The organism is Calothrix sp. FACHB-168, from assembly GCF_963889195.1.
Taxonomy (GTDB): domain Bacteria; phylum Cyanobacteriota; class Cyanobacteriia; order Cyanobacteriales; family Nostocaceae; genus Aulosira; species Aulosira anomala_A.
The window spans coordinates 241,328-260,951 of the sequence record NZ_CAWPNJ010000074.1 but is presented as its reverse complement, the minus strand read 5'-3'; the positions used below and the strand labels follow the sequence as shown (position 1 = coordinate 260,951).

The window sequence follows — 19,624 nt, the reverse complement described above, 5'->3', positions numbered from 1 at the left end:
GGCATCTTGCCCGCCCATAGTCAAAGGCGGGCAAGATGCCCACCCCACAAGATTGGATAATTTATTTCTTGGAAGTCCGTTAACACATTTTCAGGCGGAGCGTCAAAGAACCTAAGAAATTAAGCCCACATATCGCGCCACTTCACAGTACCTTCTTTGGCAACTACCCAGCGCCGAGGTACGCTATTTTCTCGTAAAGGCGATCGCCCTTCGCGCCAAATAGCATATTTATAATTAATTAACTTACCCGCAGTCTCGTTAAACGGAATTTCGCCAAACCAGGTATTTGTGTTAATATAATCCAAAGGGTAAGCCTTGCTAATATCCCAATTACCCAACTCTGGACAGTCGCCAGTCACAACAACGGTTTCACCTGGTTGAGTTTGTACACCGTTTAATTGTACCCGCACAATTGTCTGCCCTTTAATTCTTTCGCCGACATGACTAAAAACAATCACTCCCCGTTCTGCAAGTGTGAGGTTGTGAATTTTGCCGTCTTTAACTTCATACTTCTGACGAGTGATGATACAAGTATGTTCGCCATCTGGTAGTTCTGTTTCTACTTCCGTTAAATTAACTTCTCCCCCGCGATTTAACGCCACAAAACACAAAGAATCGCGATAACGGCGTAGGTAGCAATAAACATCCTCAGTTAAATATTTTTGCCAGTGACTACCCATAGATACGGCTGGATTTAATCGTCGTAAACCAGATAATAATCTGACATAACGATAAATTTCCGTCTCAATATCCCAATTATCCATCATGGGGCGATTGTATGGATCGTTACCGCCATCGGTATCATCGTGAAGATATTGTTCAGTGCCGTAATAGATGCAAGGAATACCGCGACAAGTCATAATTAAAGCGATCGCTACTTTTAACATCGCCGGATCGGGGTTCAGCGATTGAAAGCGAGACATATCGTGGTTATCGATAAAAGTAACTAACTCTGTCGCGCCATTATAGCGATGATCTTGGTCAAAGATATATTGAATTGTATGAAAGCCGTTTTCCGAACCTTGAGCCAATGCAGCTCTAATCGCCACACACAAGCCAAAGTCTAAAATTGTCATCCCCGAATGATTGGCAAATTCTACAGAGCGATCGTCACTGGGATTGCTATAGATCCATTCACCAAAAATAAACACATCTGGCTTATGATTATACATGTCACCAGTAAATTCTTGCCAGAACCAAATCGGCATATGCTTGACAGTATCTACCCGTAGCGCATCTACACCCCTGTCTAGCCATTGTTTAATTGCCGATTTAATATACTGACGATATTCGCTATTATTTTCATTGAAAGTTGCTAACCCAGCTAATTCACAATTCTGGACTTGCCATTCATCTTCCCAATTTTCCACTACACCGTAGTGATGATACCAATTATTCACATCATTATGAAAGTCAGCAATTTTTACCCCATCATCATATAATTCACCTTTGCTACCACTAGTATCTGGGGTACTATGGTTGCAAACAATATCAAGAATTAACTTCATATTGCGCTTGTGCATTTCTGCAATCAAGCGATCGAAAGTAGTATTTTTTGTATCTTGAGTAGCGTTTAAAGAAGGATTTTCGCCCTCAGCAATAAACCGGGGATTGATGCGCTTAAAATCTTTTGTCCAATAACCATGAATCGCCGCATTACCCACAAATAACTCTTCAACTTGCTCAAACAAAGGAGTTAGCCAAATAGCCGTTACTCCCATATTTTTTAAATAATCTAATTTATCAATTACGCCCTGTAAATCACCACCCCAGTACTTACCCCAATCTTTACCTGTAGGATCGTAAAGTTCTGAATTAATCCCTTCACTATTATCGGGATCGCCATCATAAAAGCGATCCACCACAATAAAGTAAATAGTTTCCTGGCGAAATTCAATATCTCTAGTGTAGAGAAATTCTAAATTAATATCTGTTTCTGATGCTGGCGATTTGACAATATTTTCTACTTCTTGATTCGGCGCATCAACCTTATATTGTTCTGGAGAAAATTGAGATGGGGGAGTCTGTACCATGATATTTAAATTCCTGGATTTTACAAGTTTGCAGTCTGGGGAATAAAAGCTTTGCACCAAGTTATTGACTGCAAACATGGGTATTATCTAATTATTTTTTTGTTCCAGGCATCTATCTCAAGCTAGTGTCAGCCTCATTCTTTAGATATATTGCTTGAATTCACCAGAAAGGGGAATAGCAATTCAAAATTCAAAAATATATATTTGGTATAGGTTTTAAGGTTTGGATCTGTCAAATAAAATGAGCTTACCCTGGAATAATAAATTTATTGAAATTCAGGTGGAATATCATTTAAACTAAATGTCCGCATTGATTCACCAGAGAGATTTTCTCTCACAATACGGGTTTTAATTCGTCGCACCATTTTTTCAAAAATATTGCGTACATCCCGACCATTAGCAAAGTTATTTCCTCGATTTTCATACATATTGATGAATATTGTTTTTAAGCGTTCTGATACATTTTCAGGACATATCCATCCAGGTTTTTTGTTATTGCACATTGTCAGGAAAATAGAGTGCATTTCCTCACCTGTATAGTCAGGAAAATCTATATGAAAAGCAATACGAGATTTTAAGCCAGAATTACTATTAAGAAAGCTTTTCATCTCATTGGAATATCCAGCAAAAATCACAACTAGACGATGCCGATAATTTTCCATTAAGGCAACAAGAGTATTTATTGCTTCTCTTCCATACTCATCATGGTGACCATTTGCTAAAGAATAAGCTTCATCAATAAATAAAACACTATCTAAAGCAGATTCAACTAATTCAGTTGTTTTTGATGCTGTCTGTCCTAAATATATAGCAACTAAAGAATCACGTTGAACTTCTATAAATTCTCCTTTTTGTAAAATTCCTAGTTCTTTAAATATTTCTCCTATTAAGCGAGCAATCGTAGTTTTTCCTGTTCCAGGATTGCCAGAAAAAAGCATGTGTCTAGTTTCCGATTCTTCAACTTCATGTCCTTCTTTTTTCAAACGTTGATTGGCAATTTCCGTATCAACAATTTCTAAGACTGCTTCTTTTACTGAGTCTAAACCAATCATACTTTCTAATTGGTTTCGTAATAATTCTAGGCGGCTGTTGTGAGATTTAAAAGTTCTATTACTATTTTGCTCTTTTGATTTTTTTGTCAACTCTTTTTTACTTTTTTCAAATGAATCATTATCAGATATGGTGTCATTTTTTAAATTTTTGTTTTCTTTCTTTTTTATGTCTCCAATCACAATACAATCATCAGCTATGTACCAATCTTGTCGCTTGTTATCAAAAACATAACAGTTATTAACTTTGAGATTACTTTTCTCATTAAGATATATTCCTATACTTGCATTAGCAAAAATAGCACAGTTTTCTATTGCGCCTTGCCCATTATCTGTAACCCGAATTCCAACACCTTGACCATCATGTATTTGGCATTTACGAATCGTAGGATTACTTGCATTATAAATGTATATACCTTGAGAAGCATTAGCAAAAATATCACATTCTTCTATTGTGCCTTGACCTTTATTATTTAACCTAATTCCACTACCTTGCCCATCATGGATTTGGCATTTACGAATCGTAGGATTACTTCCATTATCAATCAATATATTTGCTTTAATATTCGCAAAAATATCACAATTTTCTATTGTGCCTTGGCCATTATCTGTAACCCGAATTCCAACACCTTGCCCATCATGTATTTGGCATTTACAAATCGTAGGATTACTTCCATCATCAATCAATATACCTGGATAAGCATTCGCAAAAATATCACAGTCTTCTATTGTACCTTGACCTTTATTTGTAACGATAATTCCATTAGTTTGACCATCATGTATTTGGCATTTGCGAATTGTAGGATTACTTCTATTATCAATAAATATACCTGGATAAGCATTTGCAAAAATATCACAGTCTTCTATTGTGCCTTGACCTTTATCTGTAACGATAATTCCATTACTTTTACCATCATATATTTGGCATTTACGAATCGTAGGATTACCTCCATCATCAATTGATATACCTGGATTAGTATTAGCAAAAATATCACAGTCTTCTATTGTGCCTTGACCTTTATCTGTAATCCGAATTCCATTACCTTGCCCATCATGGATTTGGCATTTATGAATCGTGGGATTACCTCCATTATCAATGTATATACCTGGATTAGTATTAGCAAAAATATCACAGTTTTCTATTGTGCCTTGACCTTTATCTGTAACCCGAATTCCATTACTTTTACCATCATGGATTTGGCATTTACGAATCGTAGAAATATTTCCATTATCAATGTATATACCTGTATGTGCATTTGCAAAAATATCACAGTCTTCTATTGTGCCTTGACCTTTATTCTTTATCGAAATTCCATTACTTTTACCATCATGGATTTGGCATTTACGAATCGTGGGATTACCTCCATTATCAATGTATATACCTGGATTAGTATTCGCAAAAATATCACAGTCTTCTATTGTGCCTTGACTTTTATTTGTAACCCGAATTCCATTACTTTTACCATCATGGATTTGGCATTTACGAATCGTAGAATTACTTTGATTATCAATGTATATACCTGTATGTGCATTTGCAAAAATATCACAGTCTTCTATTGTGCCTTGACCTTTATCTGTAACGATAATTCCATTACTTTTACCATCATGTATTTGGCATTTACGAATTGTAGGATTACTTTCATAATCAATGGATATACCTGGATTAGCATTTGCAAAAATATCACAGTCTTCTATTGTGCCTTGACCTTTATCTGTAACCCGAATTCCAGTACTTTGCCCATCATGTATTTGGCATTTACGAATCGTAGGATTACCTCTATTATCAATGTATATACCTGCTTTATTATTCGCAAAAATATCACAGTCTTCTATTACTCCGAATCCCTTATGTGTCACCCAAACTCCGCAACTTTGTCCATCATGAATTTTGCATCGCCTTACTATCGGATTAGCCTCATTTTCAATATATATACACGAATGAGCATTGGCAAAAATATCGCAATCCTCAATAACACCTAAAGCTTTGTCTGTTAACCAAATACCATTTTTTATACAATCATGTATGTTACATCCACTAATTATTGGGTTAGCATTTTCCCCAATAGTTACTCCTGGATGATTATTAGTAGTAATATCACAACCTTCAACAATGCCTTGAGTTTGGTTTCCAAAACATAACCCACCATTAATTTTGCATTGCCGAATTGTAGGGTTAGTTTTTTGACCTTGAATAAAAACACCTACCCACTCTGACGTTATTTCACAATCTTCTAGCATCAATTCCCCTTGAGGGATATACACAGCATTACCATAGCTGAATGGATGCCTTATAGTTAAATTTTTTATTTTAGATAGATGCGTTTGTATTGTTATACAGTTCTTGTCAGTCCCTGTGAGAACAATATCTCTTTGAAGTCCATCACCGATAATAGTTAAAGGCTTGTCAATAATAATACTTTCTTGATAATTACCACAACGAACCAAAATAGTTGCATCCGGGGAAGCATCATTAATTGCTTCGCTTATACTTTGGTAGCATCCTAATTCTCCCTGAGAAACAATAAGCTTTTTTGAGCGAAAAAAGAACATAGGATTTTTTTAAGCGTAGTAATATATATAAGCTTAAAACAACCCAAGTCTCTTTTGCTGGCAGCACAATACCACTTTTATTTCAACTGACAAAAGGGAACGCCCACGAAAATTTTGACCAGAGAAGTCCAGGGGAATAACTGGTTAAGAAGACGCTTGCATTTCAATTTTGATACAAATTGGCTATGAGATATTCCGGATTTGAGAAAAATTAATTTCAAGACAAGCCGACATGACGCGATCGCTATTTAATATGATGATGCGTTACCCTACATCCTTGTAGAGACGTTACATGTAATACCAATTCAAATAATCTTTGCAACACATCAAAATATTCTAGAGGGCATGGCAGTGCCAGTGCCCCTACAATCTGTTGCATTCTTTTTTCCAATTGGTATAACGTCTCTACATTCATTTTCGCGCCTATGTCTACTATTCAAAACAGCGATCGCATTCTCCCAGAACTAAAAATGTTAAAACAATAACCGATTGCCTTTTTTACGCCGCTTAATTTCTGCTTGAATCGCATCAACTACAGTTTCAATTACTTTAACTCTAGCGAAATATTTATCATTAGCCGCAACAATTGTCCAAGGCGCATTTGGCGTAGTGGTGCGTTGAATCATTTGATTCACAGCAACTTCGTAATAAGGCCATTTTTCCCGATTTCGCCAATCTTCATCGGTGAGTTTGTACTGTTTAAATAAATCATTTTGGCGTTCAGTAAAGCGGTTAAGTTGTTCTTCTGGACTAATATGCAGCCAAAATTTAACTAAGACGTAACCAGCAGTAGTTAATTGCGCTTCAAATTCATTAATTTCTTGATAAGCCCTGCGCCATTCTACTTCTGCTGCAAAGCCTTCCACACGTTCCACTAATACCCGCCCGTACCAAGAACGATCAAAAATGCCAATTGTGCCTGTAGTGGGTAATCTGCGCCAAAATCGCCATAAATAATGATGGGCTTTTTCTTCATCTGAAGGTGCAGCAAAGGGAAAGACAAAGTAACTCCGGGGATCGAGAATATCTGTTAGTCGTTTAATCGCCCCACCTTTCCCTGCTGCATCCCAACCTTCAAATAAAACTAATACAGGTATGTGATGTTTGTGGATGCTTAATTGTAATTGACGCAGTTGAATTTGTTCTTTTGCTAATTGCTCATCGTAATCTATTTCTGAGAGACTTTGACTTAAATCAACCTGGGCTAAATAATCTGGTTCTGTAGGTTCTAAATGAGCTTGGGGTGGAATAATTGGGGTAGGAAGTTGAATTTTTTGTCTATCTAAAGCCGCAGTTAGAGTTGCGGCTAAATGGGTTAATACCTTTACCCTCGCCCAGCGTTGTGAATCACCTTCCACTAAAGTCCAAGGGGCGCTACCAGTACTCGTTTGCGCTAACATATCTTCAGCATAAGCCCTATAGCGATCGTAATGCTTTTCTTGCTGCCAGTCTTCTTTACGCACCCGCCAAGCTGTGAGGGGATCTTTAGCATATTCTTTGAGGCGACTTTTCAATTCTTTGCGACTTAAATGCAACCAAAATTTTGCGATCGCAACTCCATCATCTACCAACTGGCGCTCAAATGAATTAATTTGTCCCATTAGTAACGGAATTTGGGCGTTAGATACTCGCTCAAATAAACGATCTTCTAAAACATGAGTATACCAACTGTGATAAAAAATACTAATTACCCCTTTTGCGGGTAATTTATCCCAAAATCGCCACAAAAAAGGATATTGGCGTTCCTCTGGTGTCGCCGCCCAGATAGGATGTACTTTAAATCCTCTGGGGTCAATATAAGATACCATTTGTTTAACTAAGCCACCTTTCCCAGAAGCAGCCCAACCTTCCAAAACCACAATTACAGGTAACTTCTTTTCCCAACAGGCGGTTTGTAGCGATCGCAGTTGATGCATTAACCTATCAATCTCAGATTTATAGGTTGCTTTGTCTAAGTTTAAGCTTAAATCTAAAGTATCTAGCATAAAAAGTGTTAACTATTACCAAACTAATGCGTGTCTAAATTGCATAACTACTAATCATGACAGTCAACAGTCAACAGTCAACCGTCAACCGTCAACCGTCAATGCACAATAGCTGATTGCTGAAGTATAAATAATATGCTGAAAACTCTAGCGATGCTGACAAACAGCTAAGTAAATATAAACTTATTTACATAGATTTTAGGAATTTAGCTGCTAGCTCGTGACAGTATAAATAGCAGTTGTCTTTCTCGCCAAAAGGGCAAGAATTCCACTTTCGTCAATATTACAATCTGCGAAACATCCCCATAATTTACAAGAAAAATGGTAAAATATAGATGAGCCAAACACCCAGTAATATCCGGTTTCCCCAAGGGCGCACAGCTTTTTTACTCATCCACGGAATTGGGCAACAAAATCCCTATGAAACTTTAGACTATTTCGCCCAAAATTTCATTAAATATTTTGAACAAGAAAAATTACCAACGGATTTAGAACATCATATCGCTAGGCGTGAATTTGCTAATGGTGGGCGGTGGATAGAAAGCTTTGTCAGATTAAGCCCACAGGATGCTACACAACCAGGATTAATAGATATTCATGAATATTATTGGGCACCGGATACGGAAAATAAAATTTCTGTGCCAGAAATATTACAATGGGCAGAGCAGACACTGGACGGTACAATTGAGTTTTATAACCGCACAGAAAATGGAGATTTATTAAATAATTTGCTGGAAAATCGCCATCGCCAAGGCTGGTTTAAATTCCGCTTGCGATCGCTTACTATATTTTTACGAATATTTAACTTTATTTACCCTATATTAAGACTATTAATTTTAGTTGCTTTATTAATTGCAGGCCCCTTTCTTAAAGGACGTTATCTGCAATCAGCCTGGAAACTCAGTAAAAAGTTAATCGTTCCCTTATTAATTAATTTTGTTGGTGATGTCGCCATCTACACCAAAACCGACCCCAAATCACCTTACCAAAAAATCCGCCAACAGGTAATTACAGAATGCTTAACTTTACTGCAACAAATTATTAAAGACCCACAAGCCAAGTACGACCAAGTAATTATCGTGGGACATTCACTAGGTAGTTGTATAGCCTACGATACATTAAACCAGCTTTGTATAGAATCTACCCTTGCTGGGGACTTGGGTAAAAGTATGGATATTGACAAACTCAAAGGATTAGTCACCTTTGGTTCCCCGTTAGATAAAATCGCCTTTTTCTTCCGTAATGTCGCTCAAGAACAGCAATATATTCGCCGCAGAATTATCGAACACCTCAATTCCTTCCGCATCAAACCAGAATTAGTCACAAAAAGCACTAGCAATTATTTAGGTAAAAATCCCGTAGTTTGTCAACTAGAGCATATTTCCTGGATAAATTATTATCACCTAGAAGACCCCATAAGCGGTCACCTAGATTACTACGAAAATCTCATTAATGAAGAAATGACCTATAAAACTTCCTGGGGTGCTTCAGGACATTTAGGCTACTGGACTGATATGAAGTTTTATAAAAGTATTGCTGAATATTTTCTTTATTAGTCAATAGTCAATAGTCCAGAGTCAATAGTTCAGTAGAGTAATAACTCTTAACTCATAACCACTAAGCATTAACTATTGACCATTGACCATTGACTATTGACCATTGACCATTGACCATTGACCATTGACCATTGACCATTGACCATTGACCATTGACCATTGACCATTGACCAATTCACGAATCTTTTGCAGCACAGATTCGCTACATTGCTAAACTGAGACTTGCACGATTCTCTATCAGCATCGGTTGGGCTATGCTCAACCAGCCATTTTTTAGGAGGTAGCAAGTATGAGCAAGTACGATCGCATTTTTGACTCAAAACAGACGACAGAAGAATTTTTGAGTCCAGAGGAAGGAGTAGCAGCGATCGCAGTTATTAGCGCGATCGCTGATTCTTCCATCGAAGAAGTAGACGCAGAAGCCTTAGCTACCGTACTGTGGGACTTTGAGGTCTTTGACGAATATTCAGAAGAAGAAATCACCGAAATAGTTTATCGGTTGATCGATATTGCTCAAGCTGATGGACTCGGTGCTTTATTTAACACCGCTAGTGCTGCCCTCAATGATGAGGTAGTATTAGATGCTTACGCAGCAGGCGCGATCGTCCTGTTAGATGAAGATTTAACCATCGCCAGCGATAAAGAGCCATTTTTGCAACATTTACAAAAGGCTTTAGATATAGAAGATGAAGAAGCCGAAGAAATAGTTCAAGAAATCATTGCAGCAATTGAAGAAGCAGAAAATGGCAACTTTGCAGATGATGACGTAGAAATTATCTTAGTCCAAGACTATGGTGACACAGTATATAGCTCGCCTTTAGCAAACTTTTCCGTTCCCATTCCTGTGACTGCCGAGGATGGTGGTAAAATTCAAAGCCAAGAAGGAGTAGTTGGCTTTACTGATGATATTGGTAGTTTAGTCAGAATCGATTATTATCCCATTCCCCCCGAACATGAAGAAGAAATTGAATCCTTGGGACTAGAAGAATATCTGCAATCGATTTTAGTCGATCGCTATGTACCCCAGGCTATTTTTGCCCATGTACCCAATGCTGAAGTTAGGTATGGCGAATATTTAGAAAATACCCTAAATGGAGCTTACTATGTATTGGTGGATATGCCCCAAGGGTCAACAATTTCTAAACAAGAATATAATGGCAACGCAAAAAGATTAGATGCGTACCGAGGTTTATTAACCTTTATTAATACTGACTTTTTATACATAGTTAGTAATCAGCGCAGCTTTTTTAACGGTGACAAGCCAGGAACAGTAGAACAAGAAGCTGAGATACTAAAAAACAAGATTTTAGATTTTGTCAAAAGTATACAGTTCAGTTAAGCCGTACCAAAAAATCAATTCTCCCAACTTCTAGGGGTGGGGTTTTCTCACCCCAAAGAATGATGTAGCTAATAACTTGATGATTAGAATACTTCTCAGTCTGCTGAAATAATCGGCAAAAGCCATAAAACCTTACCCCGACAGGCTTTTATTGATTTAAAAAAAAATTTAAAAATTTTCAGGACTTTTCCGTAATAGCAAACTGAGCTATTGTAGTTACCTATACCGACAGCAAAGTTATAGGATAAAGGTTAGATGGTTCGAGTCAGATGTGATGAATTGTTGAAATTTACAAAAGTAAACAAATCTTGCGGCTGAGATTTACATCACCCGATTGGGTGAGGCTACAGGGTGAAGCAGGAAAAAGCAAAAAGCCAGTAAATTTAAGATGGCAATGTCAAAATATATAAAATTTTTCAGTTTTCGGTCTTTTGTTTCCTGGACAATATAAATCAAACCTTTGGCCGAGCCTAGCTGGATAAATACTTAGTTAAGTTTAAGTCAGGTGTTGAGAGAGTAGGTAGTTTTGTAAGAGGAGAAGTCGGGTGCTTAACAATATTTCTAAGTTCTGTTCCTCTCGCCAAGCGGTGATTCCAGCAGCAGCTTTAATAATTACCCTTGGTGTGTTTGGCGAACAAATTAAATCAGTACTAAGTCATCCAATCACAATTGATTCGCAAAATCTCTCTGGAAACTATTTTTTACCAAACCCCAGAGAAGTGAAAGCGCAGACAACTAAAGATTATTGGATGAGCGAGAATTTGCAGCAACCATCCGAGGGAGGTTCAGCAGAGCCTTTAAAAGCAGCACCCGAAACTACAGCGCTGGTAACTAAAGCAGAACAATCCGCCTCCGGAGTCAGAAATTTACCAGTAAGTAATTTACCCACAGAAGATGGGCTTTATCTGTATGGTCAATCACCAAAACCAAATCAGCTAGGACAAGGTTATATCATCTTTGAAAAGCGCCAAGCTACAGTCAGAGGTGCATTGTATATGCCTAGCTCTGAGTTTAGTTGTTTTCAAGGCACAATTGAACGCTCAGGCGAATTGGCAATGACGGTGAATGCATCCCCAGATGGTAGTAATTACCATCCAGTCGCTACAACTAGTACTATACCTAGCATTAATGAGGATGCTTTCACTTCTTATCCTTATTCTGTCGCCTTGCAAGATTATCATCAGCTAAAGTCTATTAGTGCTAATGACAGACACATTTTGCAAATGTGTAGTCAAATCTCTCCCAATTAAGCGAGCAAATTAGCTGAAGAATTATTAATGATCAATAAGGAGTTATGTTTTGCATAACTCCTTATTTTTTAGGGTTTTGGTATTACTTTAACCTCCGATATTCCCAAGGATTTACAAATTGAGCATCACCCCAAATTCCCCGCTTTTGTTGTTGCGCTTCGGCTTCGGCTTGTTGGACTAAATCTTTACTCGGACATTTATTTAAATAAGGACGATATACTTTTGCAAGTCCTTCTTTGATGAGAACTTGCTGAACAAAAGTACCATCTTTTAAACGCACTTCAGCAACTTTTCTACCATAGCGATCGCTATCGGTAATAGTTAAAGTTACGCGATCGCCTCCTTGCTTCACTAACTGCTGTAAGCGTTCCTGAGCTTTTGCACCCCAGGTAAATTGATTGCGATCGCTAGCACGTTGACTTTGCTTTTCCTTATTGGTGTGCGGTACTTCTGGCGCATCCATACAAGCAAAGCGCACGCTAAACTTTTGACCCTGAGAATCCTTTACTGTTAGGGTATCACCATCGCTGACACGCTCCACCAAATCGCCAGAGGGGGGAAATAAGCGATCGCATCCCATCAAGCCTAAAATAATAATTCCCGCACACAACCAAATTAATACTTGCTTGTTTATCCGCACCATTACCATGCACCAAAGTCTCTCTGGAGGATGATACTAGCAAAACTCCCAACAATCCACAGAGATCCAGAGTTTTCTAGGATTACTATAAGAAATGTAATCTTTTGACCCAATCCGCCTGAGAATGAATTCTCAGGCTCATAGCTAAACTCGGCTGAAGCCGACTAGAAGATTGAGAAATAATTTAGGGAATTCTAGATGTTAGATATTCTCAATAAAAAACAAAAATCATGGCTTTGTGGCGACTTTATTATCATCTAGTTTGGGCAACAAAAGATGGTCAGTCATTAATTACAGCAAATCGGGAAACGCAACTTTATAATTACATAATTGGTAAAGCCGATGCACTTGATAGCATCATCCATGCAATTGGTGGCATAGACAACCATATTCATTTAGTCGCTTCCATTCCACCTAGACTTTCTATTGCTGATTTTGTGCAAACGATTAAAGGTAGTAGCGCTCATCATCTCAATCATACATCGCCTTCACAAGATGCCTTTGGCTGGCAACGTGGGTATGGCGTTTTCTCTCTCGGAAGTAAACAACTTGAACAAGCCGTTATTTATGTAAAAAATCAAAAAGAACATCATCTAAATGGAACAGTCATTGCATCTTTAGAACAGCATAATCAAGAAGATGATAGACCAAAACCTACTTATATCAATCCATGAACTATATGAATCTCATTCATAATATTTGCAACACAGTTAGCTTCAGCTAACTTCCGCTATGAGCCTGAGAATTTATTCTCAGGCGGACTACATAGTAGGTAAAATTTGCCTACTGTCCTATAGCCTTGTTAAAGTAAAACCAGACTTAAAGTAGTTAAAATGTAGAGACATGATATATTAATTCTCTACGTTATCCTGAGTTTATGGGACTGCCAATTGTTGCAATTATCGGACGCCCAAATGTGGGCAAATCCACCCTGGTTAATCGTCTCGCCGGGGAACAAACGGCGATCGTCCACGATGAACCGGGAGTGACACGCGATCGCACTTATTTACCCTCTTACTGGAGCGATCGCGAATTTGTGGTTGTCGATACAGGCGGCTTAGTATTTAACGATGACACCGAATTCCTACCCCTGATTCGTCAACAAGCCATGACAGCACTCAGCGAAGCGAGTGCAGCAATTTTTGTAGTTGATGGACAACTCGGCCCCTCATCGGCTGATGAAGAAATCGCCACATGGTTACGTCAACAACCCGTACCTGTGCTAATAGCTGTTAATAAATGTGAATCCCCCGATCAAGGCTTAATTCAAGCGGCGGAATTTTGGGAATTAGGATTAGGTGAACCATACCCCATTTCCGCAATTCACGGTAGCGGTACAGGCGAATTACTTGATGAGTTAATTAAGCACATTCCCCACGTTACAGAAGTACCGGAAACTAACGAAATTAAAGTAGCCATTATCGGCAGACCAAATGTAGGTAAATCCAGCTTATTAAACGCTTTCGTCGGAGAAGAAAGGGCAATTGTTAGTCCCATTTCCGGCACAACCCGTGACGCGATTGATACAGTAGTTGAACGGGATGGACAAACCTATCGCTTAATTGACACTGCGGGAATTCGCAAAAAGAAAAGCATCGACTACGGCACAGAATTTTTTAGTATTAACCGTGCTTTTAAAGCCATTCGGCGCGCTGATGTGGTTTTAATGGTCATAGACGCTTTAGATGGCGTTACCGAACAAGACCAAAAATTAGCAGGACGAATAATTGAAGAAGGACGAGCTTGTATAGTCGTAGTTAATAAATGGGATGCAGTCGAAAAAGACTCATACACTATCTATGACTACGAAAAAGATCTGCAATCACGGTTACATTTTACCGAATGGGCAGACACCATCTATGTTAGCGCCTTAACCGGACAGCGAGTAGAAAAAATCTTAGAATTGGTAGTTGAAGCGGCTGAATCCCACAAACGCCGTGTCAGTACCGCCGTGATTAACGAAGTTCTCGAAGACGCGGTAAGTTGGCATTCTCCACCAACCTCACGGGGCGGGCGACAAGGTAAAATTTACTATGGGACGCAAGTTAGTACCCAACCGCCAACGATCGCTCTTTTTGTCAATGAGGCGAAACGCTTTAACGACAACTATCGCCGCTATATTGAACGCCAATTTCGTCAACAGCTAGGCTTTAAAGGTACTCCCATTCGTTTACTGTGGCGCAGTAAGAAAGTCCGTGATGTAGAAAGCGGTAGTGTTAACCGGGCTACCCGCGTGTAATCAAGTAAAAAGTAAAAAGTAAAAAGGTAAACGACAATAAGTGTTACCTTTTTCTTTTAAGCTAATGCTCGTCTAGATTGCATAACTACCAATCAAGGCTGTCAACAGTCAACAGTCAACAGTCAACAGCCCTCACAATAGATTGTGCAACTTAAAAGCAAAATAGCTTATCTTTGAACTTTTACCCGATCTATGGATTTACTGCGATCGCTACCATTAGGACTGTACCTAGAAGAACCGCAAACTTGGCTGCATAAAATTGACCCCAGAGTCAAGTTTGCTTGGTTGATGAGTTTTCTCACAAGTTATACTTTTGCGCGGAATGAATGGCGCATACTCTTGGTAACCCTATTAATTATAGTTACCCTCATCGCCAGAATTCCCCGCCGTGTATGGCAACAACAAATGGGCTGGTTATTAGTCCTAGCCTTTTTTGTTTTTACCATAGCAGCCATCAGTCCAGATGGGTTAGGGATCAACTATCAACAACGCTTACCAGCTAACGAACAAATTCTCAGCCCGCAATCAACTACCACGAATAACGCCAAAGTTGATGAAAAAGCAGTATTTGGGAATAAAGAATATAAATACGTCATATTTAGCCAAGGGCCTGTAAAAGTTAACCGCCGTTCCTTAGATTTGGCTGTGCGGTTAAGTACAATTTTGTTTACAGTAATTTACAGCACTAACCTTTATCTACTCACAACCGCACCCGAAGAAATCACCGCCGGGATGGAAAGCTTAATGCAACCCCTGCGACGCCTAAAGTTACCCGTAACAGAAATTGCTCTCACCTTAACTTTATCCTTGCGCTTTATCCCCCTCGTCTTAGAAGAAGTCCAGAACCTCATCCGCTCCGTCATGACTAGGGCGATTAATTGGAAAAAGCTAGGAATTAAAGGCGCAGTCAAAGTTTGGATGATTGTCTCCGAGCGCTTGTTAGAAAATCTCCTCCTGCGAGCCGCGCAAATGGCTAGTGCAATGATGGTACGCGGTTTTACCAGTCCCAACGAGCATCGAGTCCCTTGGCATGACTTACGCTTAAAAAGGTGGGATTGGCTAGCTATTGCCACATTAACTTTATTTTGGGGCGTGCGTTTAGCGATCGGCACAGATATTTAGCCACAAGCCAAAAATATTCCATCGCCATATCATACCCATTCCCGTAGGGGCGGGGTTTCCCCGCCCTTATGCGGGTTTCAACGTTACTATTACGTTTTAGATTGGAATTTTAGTATCAGCAAAAAAAGCAGAGGAGACAAAGCAAGTCACATCCCCCTTCCCTTGTCCCCCTTCCCTTGTCTCCCTTGTCTCCCTTCCCTTCCCCTCTACTCCTCATAAGAAATTCCCATAGGTCTTGCCGCGAAGAGCGATCGTAAGCCAGAATGAAATGAATCTCTGCACAAAGCTCAAGCACAAATAATGGCACTCAACATAGACATGCTGAATTAACGAATAAGCTAATGCTCATCTAAATTGCATAACTACTAATAAGGGCTGTTAACAGTCAACGGTCAACGGTCAACAGCCCTCACAATGGATTGTGCAACTTAAAAGCAGAATAGCTGATTGTACCTTTGACCATAATGCGCCAATAGACAGAAATTATGGCAGCATAGAGAGAGGCTTATGCAAAAACCAGTCTGACGGCGCATTACCTTGCTGTTCTTAACTCCAAATAAGATGGCAGAGCCGATTGCTGAATAGCACCTGAAGTGCAAATTCCACTAGACCAAATCGCCACTAGTAGCATCATCTCTCTATGAGTAACTAGATCAAGGTCTTCACAGTTGCCATTCAACAGCAAAACTTATTGAATTTCGCATAATTTAGGACAAATATCCTGACGCCAGCAAGTTATCATCATCTGAATGTTGGTACAAAAACTGCGAAAAGAACAATTGACGCTTACCTTGATTATTAAATGAATCCAGAAAACGCAGAAACTTACATTAATCATCCGACTTGGGGCTTACTTTACAGAATCTGTATGGTGGATGAGACCCAGGATCTGTTTACTACACTTTATGCCCAACGCTTATTTTTTTTAGTAGCAAATGACATCAAAGGTATAAAATTTCAGCCTATAGGCCGCACTGAAGCCAGAATGATGTTGGAAAATCGCTTGCGGACTTTGCGTCGCACGGGGCAGTTACAGGAGTACGATCAGCTTCAGAGTGTTTTCCAACGCACATTCCAATGACTAGTTCGATTAGCGAACGTATTACTCAAATTCGCTCCTCCCTCCCCGATTCAGTTCGCTTGATTGCTGTTAGTAAAACGGTTCCTGCGGACAAGATCCGCGCCGCCTATGCCGCAGGAATTCGTGATTTTGGCGAAAGCCGAATTCAAGAAGCTGCTAGCAAACAAGCTGAGTTACAAGACTTGTCAGATATTACCTGGCACTTTATTGGACATTTACAAAGCAATAAAGCCAAAAAAGCTCTAGAACTATTTCAATGGATTCACTCCGTCGATAATTTGCAACTGGCACAGCGCTTAAATAATTTAGCGTCACAGTTGGGTGTGAATCCCCAAATTTGCTTGCAAGTCAAGATTCTTCCTGATCCCAACAAATCAGGTTGGACTGTACCCCAATTGTTAACTGATTTACCTGCGATCGCTCAATATAAAAATTTACAAATTCAAGGTTTGATGACAATTCCGCCTTTAGGTTTAGATGAAGCGGAAACGTTTAATGTATTTAATAATACTTGTATCCTGGGGAAAACCATTAGAGAAAAGAACTATCCGCAGATCCCCATGCAGCACCTATCAATGGGCATGTCAGGTGACTACAAAATTGCCGTAGCAGCAGGTACAACGATGGTAAGGTTAGGAACCATCTTGTTCGGGGATCGCTCTGATAAGGGTAATTAATAACTTGTAGCTGTTGTATTATCAGCATTTCTTGTTTATTGAGATAAATTCTCAATTTAAATATTGCAGTGTGTAACAAAATATATATTTTGACAAAAGCCTTACTGAATAAAAATCAGCTTAAGGTAACTTTAATTCGGAATTACATTAGTATATAATCTTGACTCATTATCAAGGCTAGGGAGCGTGCAGATGACTTCAACAGCATCTGTTCCTCACTTAAACCAGTAATAGAAGCTACAGCTAGTAATAAAATTCTGAATAAACCCCTTTGTAGCAATAAAATTCGGCTACACTGATTTATCGCCAGGTAAACCATTAAAATTAATTTGCACCAGGAGCGTAGAAGATGAGCATATTTACTAAACTCAGAGATTTTGTAGGACTCAATGAGCCTGTAGAATACGAATACTACGAAGAAGAGCCAGAAACCGAAAGCTACCAAAATCTCTATCAAGAAGAGAATGTGCAACCAGCACCGCCAGAACCGACTCCCCAGAATCGACGTTGGCGGGAACCCATGCCTACAATGGGTAATGATGTAGCAACAGGTTCAAAGTCAATGGGGAATGTCATCGGTATGCCAGGAGCAATTAACGGAATTTCTGAAGTATTAGTACTTGAACCACGCACCTTTGAAGAAATGCCCCAGGCGATTCAAGCTTTGCGTGAGCGCAAATCAGTGGTATTAAATTTAACAATTATGGACCCGGATCAAGCTCAACGGGCAGTAGATTTTGTTGCAGGTGGTACTTACGCATTAGATGGGCATCAAGAGCGAATTGGCGAAAGCATATTTTTATTTACACCCAGCTGCGTGCAAGTTAGCACTCATGGTGGAGTTATTCATGAAGTACCACAACCCCCAGCCCGTCCCCGTACCACAAATACAACACCAACATGGGGAACTGAAGCTAACCGGATGGCAGCACAGTAAATTTAAATTAGTCAATAGTCTAAAGTCAATAGTCACAATTTCGGCTCCGTGACAGTTAAATCAGCAATCATCGTTCGATTTTCCCTAAGTCGCAATTCAGAGGTAATCAATCTTAACGATTGACAATTGACCCTTAACCCTTGACCATTGACTCTTGACAATTGACTAATGACTAATTAATGACTACTAAATTTGGCTTAATAGGTGGTGGGGTAATGGGAGAAGCGCTGTTATCCCGCCTTATTGCGCGTGGAGTTTATCAACCATCAGAAGTTATCGTCAGCGAACCCCAGCCGGCAAGACAAAATTTTTTCCAGCAGCAATATGATGTAAGCGTGACTGCCGATAATCGCCTGGTTTTGGCGCAGAGTCGGGAAGTTGTATTGTTAGCAGTTAAGCCCCAGGTATTTAGCGCGATCGCTCAAGAATTAGCAGAAATAATTGAGATAACTATCAAAGAAAACTCACCTCTAGTCATTTCAATTTTAGCGGGTGTGACTTTAAATCAGCTAGAAGCGGCATTTCCCCAATTACCAGTAATTCGCGCTATGCCAAATACACCTGCTACCGTTGGTGCAGGAATGACAGCCATTTGCTTAGGTGCGTACACAACGGTAAAACACCAGCAAATAGCCCAGCAAATTTTTACCGCAGTTGGCGAAGTTGTAGAAGTAGCCGAAGGCTTAATGGATGCAGTCACAGGACTTTCGGGAAGCGGCCCGGCTTATGTAGCCTTGATGGTAGAAGCATTAGCAGATGGGGGAGTAGCCGCAGGTTTACCAAGAGCGATCGCAAACCAACTCGCCCTACAAACCGTCTTAGGAACAGCCACACTCCTCCATGAAAGCAAAATGCACCCCGCAGAACTCAAAGACAGAGTCACCAGCCCCGGAGGTACAACTATTGCCGGTATTACCCAACTAGAAAAAGCCGCCTTTCGCTCCGCTTTAATTCAAGCAGTCAAAGCCGCCACAGAGCGATCGCAAGAATTGGGGAAGTAGGGGCTAGGGGCTAGACTTCAATGTAGGTTGGGGAGCCACCGCCGTGGACGGGTTTCCCGGCTTGAGGCGAGTGGCATTTGAGGAATAAAACCCAACATTTACGTTACTTCATTGGGTTGCGTTCACCTCAAGCAACCTACTTTCGGGGTTTGAAAACAAGCCCTA

General features: G+C 39.6%; 14 protein-coding genes. 10 read left to right on the top strand and 4 right to left on the bottom strand.

Going from position 1 to position 19,624, the window contains the following annotated elements; translation table 11 throughout:
• Nucleotides 1-119: 119 nt before the first annotated feature.
• The 3 genes from AACW45_RS34365 to pap all read right to left on the bottom strand — a co-directional run bounded on the left by AACW45_RS34365 (nucleotide 120) and on the right by pap (nucleotide 7,617).
• Complete coding sequence (locus tag AACW45_RS34365) at nucleotides 120-2,033, bottom strand: alpha-amylase family glycosyl hydrolase (protein ID WP_190630347.1); 1,914 nt, start codon at nucleotides 2,031-2,033, stop codon at nucleotides 120-122.
• Between the two features lie 266 nt (nucleotides 2,034-2,299).
• Entirely contained in the window at nucleotides 2,300-5,632 is a 3,333-nt protein-coding gene (locus tag AACW45_RS34360; protein ID WP_190630345.1) for a right-handed parallel beta-helix repeat-containing protein, read from the bottom strand.
• Between the two features lie 473 nt (nucleotides 5,633-6,105).
• Entirely contained in the window at nucleotides 6,106-7,617 is a 1,512-nt protein-coding gene (pap, locus tag AACW45_RS34355) for a polyphosphate:AMP phosphotransferase (RefSeq protein ID WP_190630343.1), read from the bottom strand.
• A 335-nt stretch (nucleotides 7,618-7,952) separates the two neighbouring features.
• On the opposite strand from pap, the gene AACW45_RS34350 reads away from it, so the two are divergent.
• From AACW45_RS34350 to AACW45_RS34340, 3 genes are all read left to right on the top strand, one after another.
• On the top strand, nucleotides 7,953-9,173 hold the full coding sequence (locus tag AACW45_RS34350; RefSeq protein ID WP_190630341.1) for a hypothetical protein: 1,221 nt from the start codon (nucleotides 7,953-7,955) through the stop codon (nucleotides 9,171-9,173).
• Nucleotides 9,174-9,462: 289 nt separating this feature from the next.
• Nucleotides 9,463-10,512, top strand: coding sequence for a tellurite resistance TerB family protein (locus AACW45_RS34345; RefSeq protein ID WP_190630339.1), 1,050 nt, complete (start codon nucleotides 9,463-9,465; stop codon nucleotides 10,510-10,512).
• A 545-nt stretch (nucleotides 10,513-11,057) separates the two neighbouring features.
• A complete protein-coding gene (locus AACW45_RS34340; RefSeq protein WP_190630337.1) occupies nucleotides 11,058-11,762 on the top strand; it encodes a hypothetical protein in 705 nt (234 codons plus the stop codon).
• An 82-nt stretch (nucleotides 11,763-11,844) separates the two neighbouring features.
• Here AACW45_RS34340 and AACW45_RS34335 read toward each other — a convergent pair whose 3' ends face one another.
• On the bottom strand, nucleotides 11,845-12,405 hold the full coding sequence (locus AACW45_RS34335; RefSeq protein ID WP_190630335.1) for a thermonuclease family protein: 561 nt from the start codon (nucleotides 12,403-12,405) through the stop codon (nucleotides 11,845-11,847).
• 227 nt (nucleotides 12,406-12,632) lie between these two features.
• Between AACW45_RS34335 and tnpA the strand changes: the two genes are divergently transcribed.
• The 7 genes from tnpA (at nucleotide 12,633) to proC (ending at nucleotide 19,459) form a co-directional block, all read left to right on the top strand.
• Nucleotides 12,633-13,076 carry an IS200/IS605 family transposase gene (gene tnpA / locus AACW45_RS34330; RefSeq protein ID WP_190630333.1) on the top strand — a complete coding sequence of 148 codons (444 nt, stop codon included), beginning with the start codon at nucleotides 12,633-12,635 and terminating at the stop codon, nucleotides 13,074-13,076.
• 203 nt (nucleotides 13,077-13,279) lie between these two features.
• Nucleotides 13,280-14,641 carry a ribosome biogenesis GTPase Der gene (gene der, locus AACW45_RS34325; protein ID WP_190630331.1) on the top strand — a complete coding sequence of 454 codons (1,362 nt, stop codon included), beginning with the start codon at nucleotides 13,280-13,282 and terminating at the stop codon, nucleotides 14,639-14,641.
• Between the two features lie 192 nt (nucleotides 14,642-14,833).
• Nucleotides 14,834-15,763 carry an energy-coupling factor transporter transmembrane component T family protein gene (locus AACW45_RS34320; protein ID WP_190630329.1) on the top strand — a complete coding sequence of 310 codons (930 nt, stop codon included), beginning with the start codon at nucleotides 14,834-14,836 and terminating at the stop codon, nucleotides 15,761-15,763.
• Nucleotides 15,764-16,565: 802 nt separating this feature from the next.
• On the top strand, nucleotides 16,566-16,844 hold the full coding sequence (gene pipX, locus AACW45_RS34315; protein WP_096645455.1) for a transcriptional coactivator PipX: 279 nt from the start codon (nucleotides 16,566-16,568) through the stop codon (nucleotides 16,842-16,844).
• On the top strand, nucleotides 16,841-17,521 hold the full coding sequence (locus AACW45_RS34310) for a YggS family pyridoxal phosphate-dependent enzyme (RefSeq protein WP_190630327.1): 681 nt from the start codon (nucleotides 16,841-16,843) through the stop codon (nucleotides 17,519-17,521). Before pipX ends, AACW45_RS34310 begins: the two co-directional genes overlap by 4 nt.
• 349 nt (nucleotides 17,522-17,870) lie before the next feature.
• Entirely contained in the window at nucleotides 17,871-18,458 is a 588-nt protein-coding gene (locus tag AACW45_RS34305; protein WP_190630325.1) for a cell division protein SepF, read from the top strand.
• A 179-nt stretch (nucleotides 18,459-18,637) separates the two neighbouring features.
• Nucleotides 18,638-19,459: a pyrroline-5-carboxylate reductase gene (gene proC / locus AACW45_RS34300; RefSeq protein WP_190630323.1), complete on the top strand. Its 822-nt coding sequence runs from the start codon at nucleotides 18,638-18,640 to the stop codon at nucleotides 19,457-19,459.
• The last annotated feature ends 165 nt before the right edge of the window (nucleotides 19,460-19,624 follow it).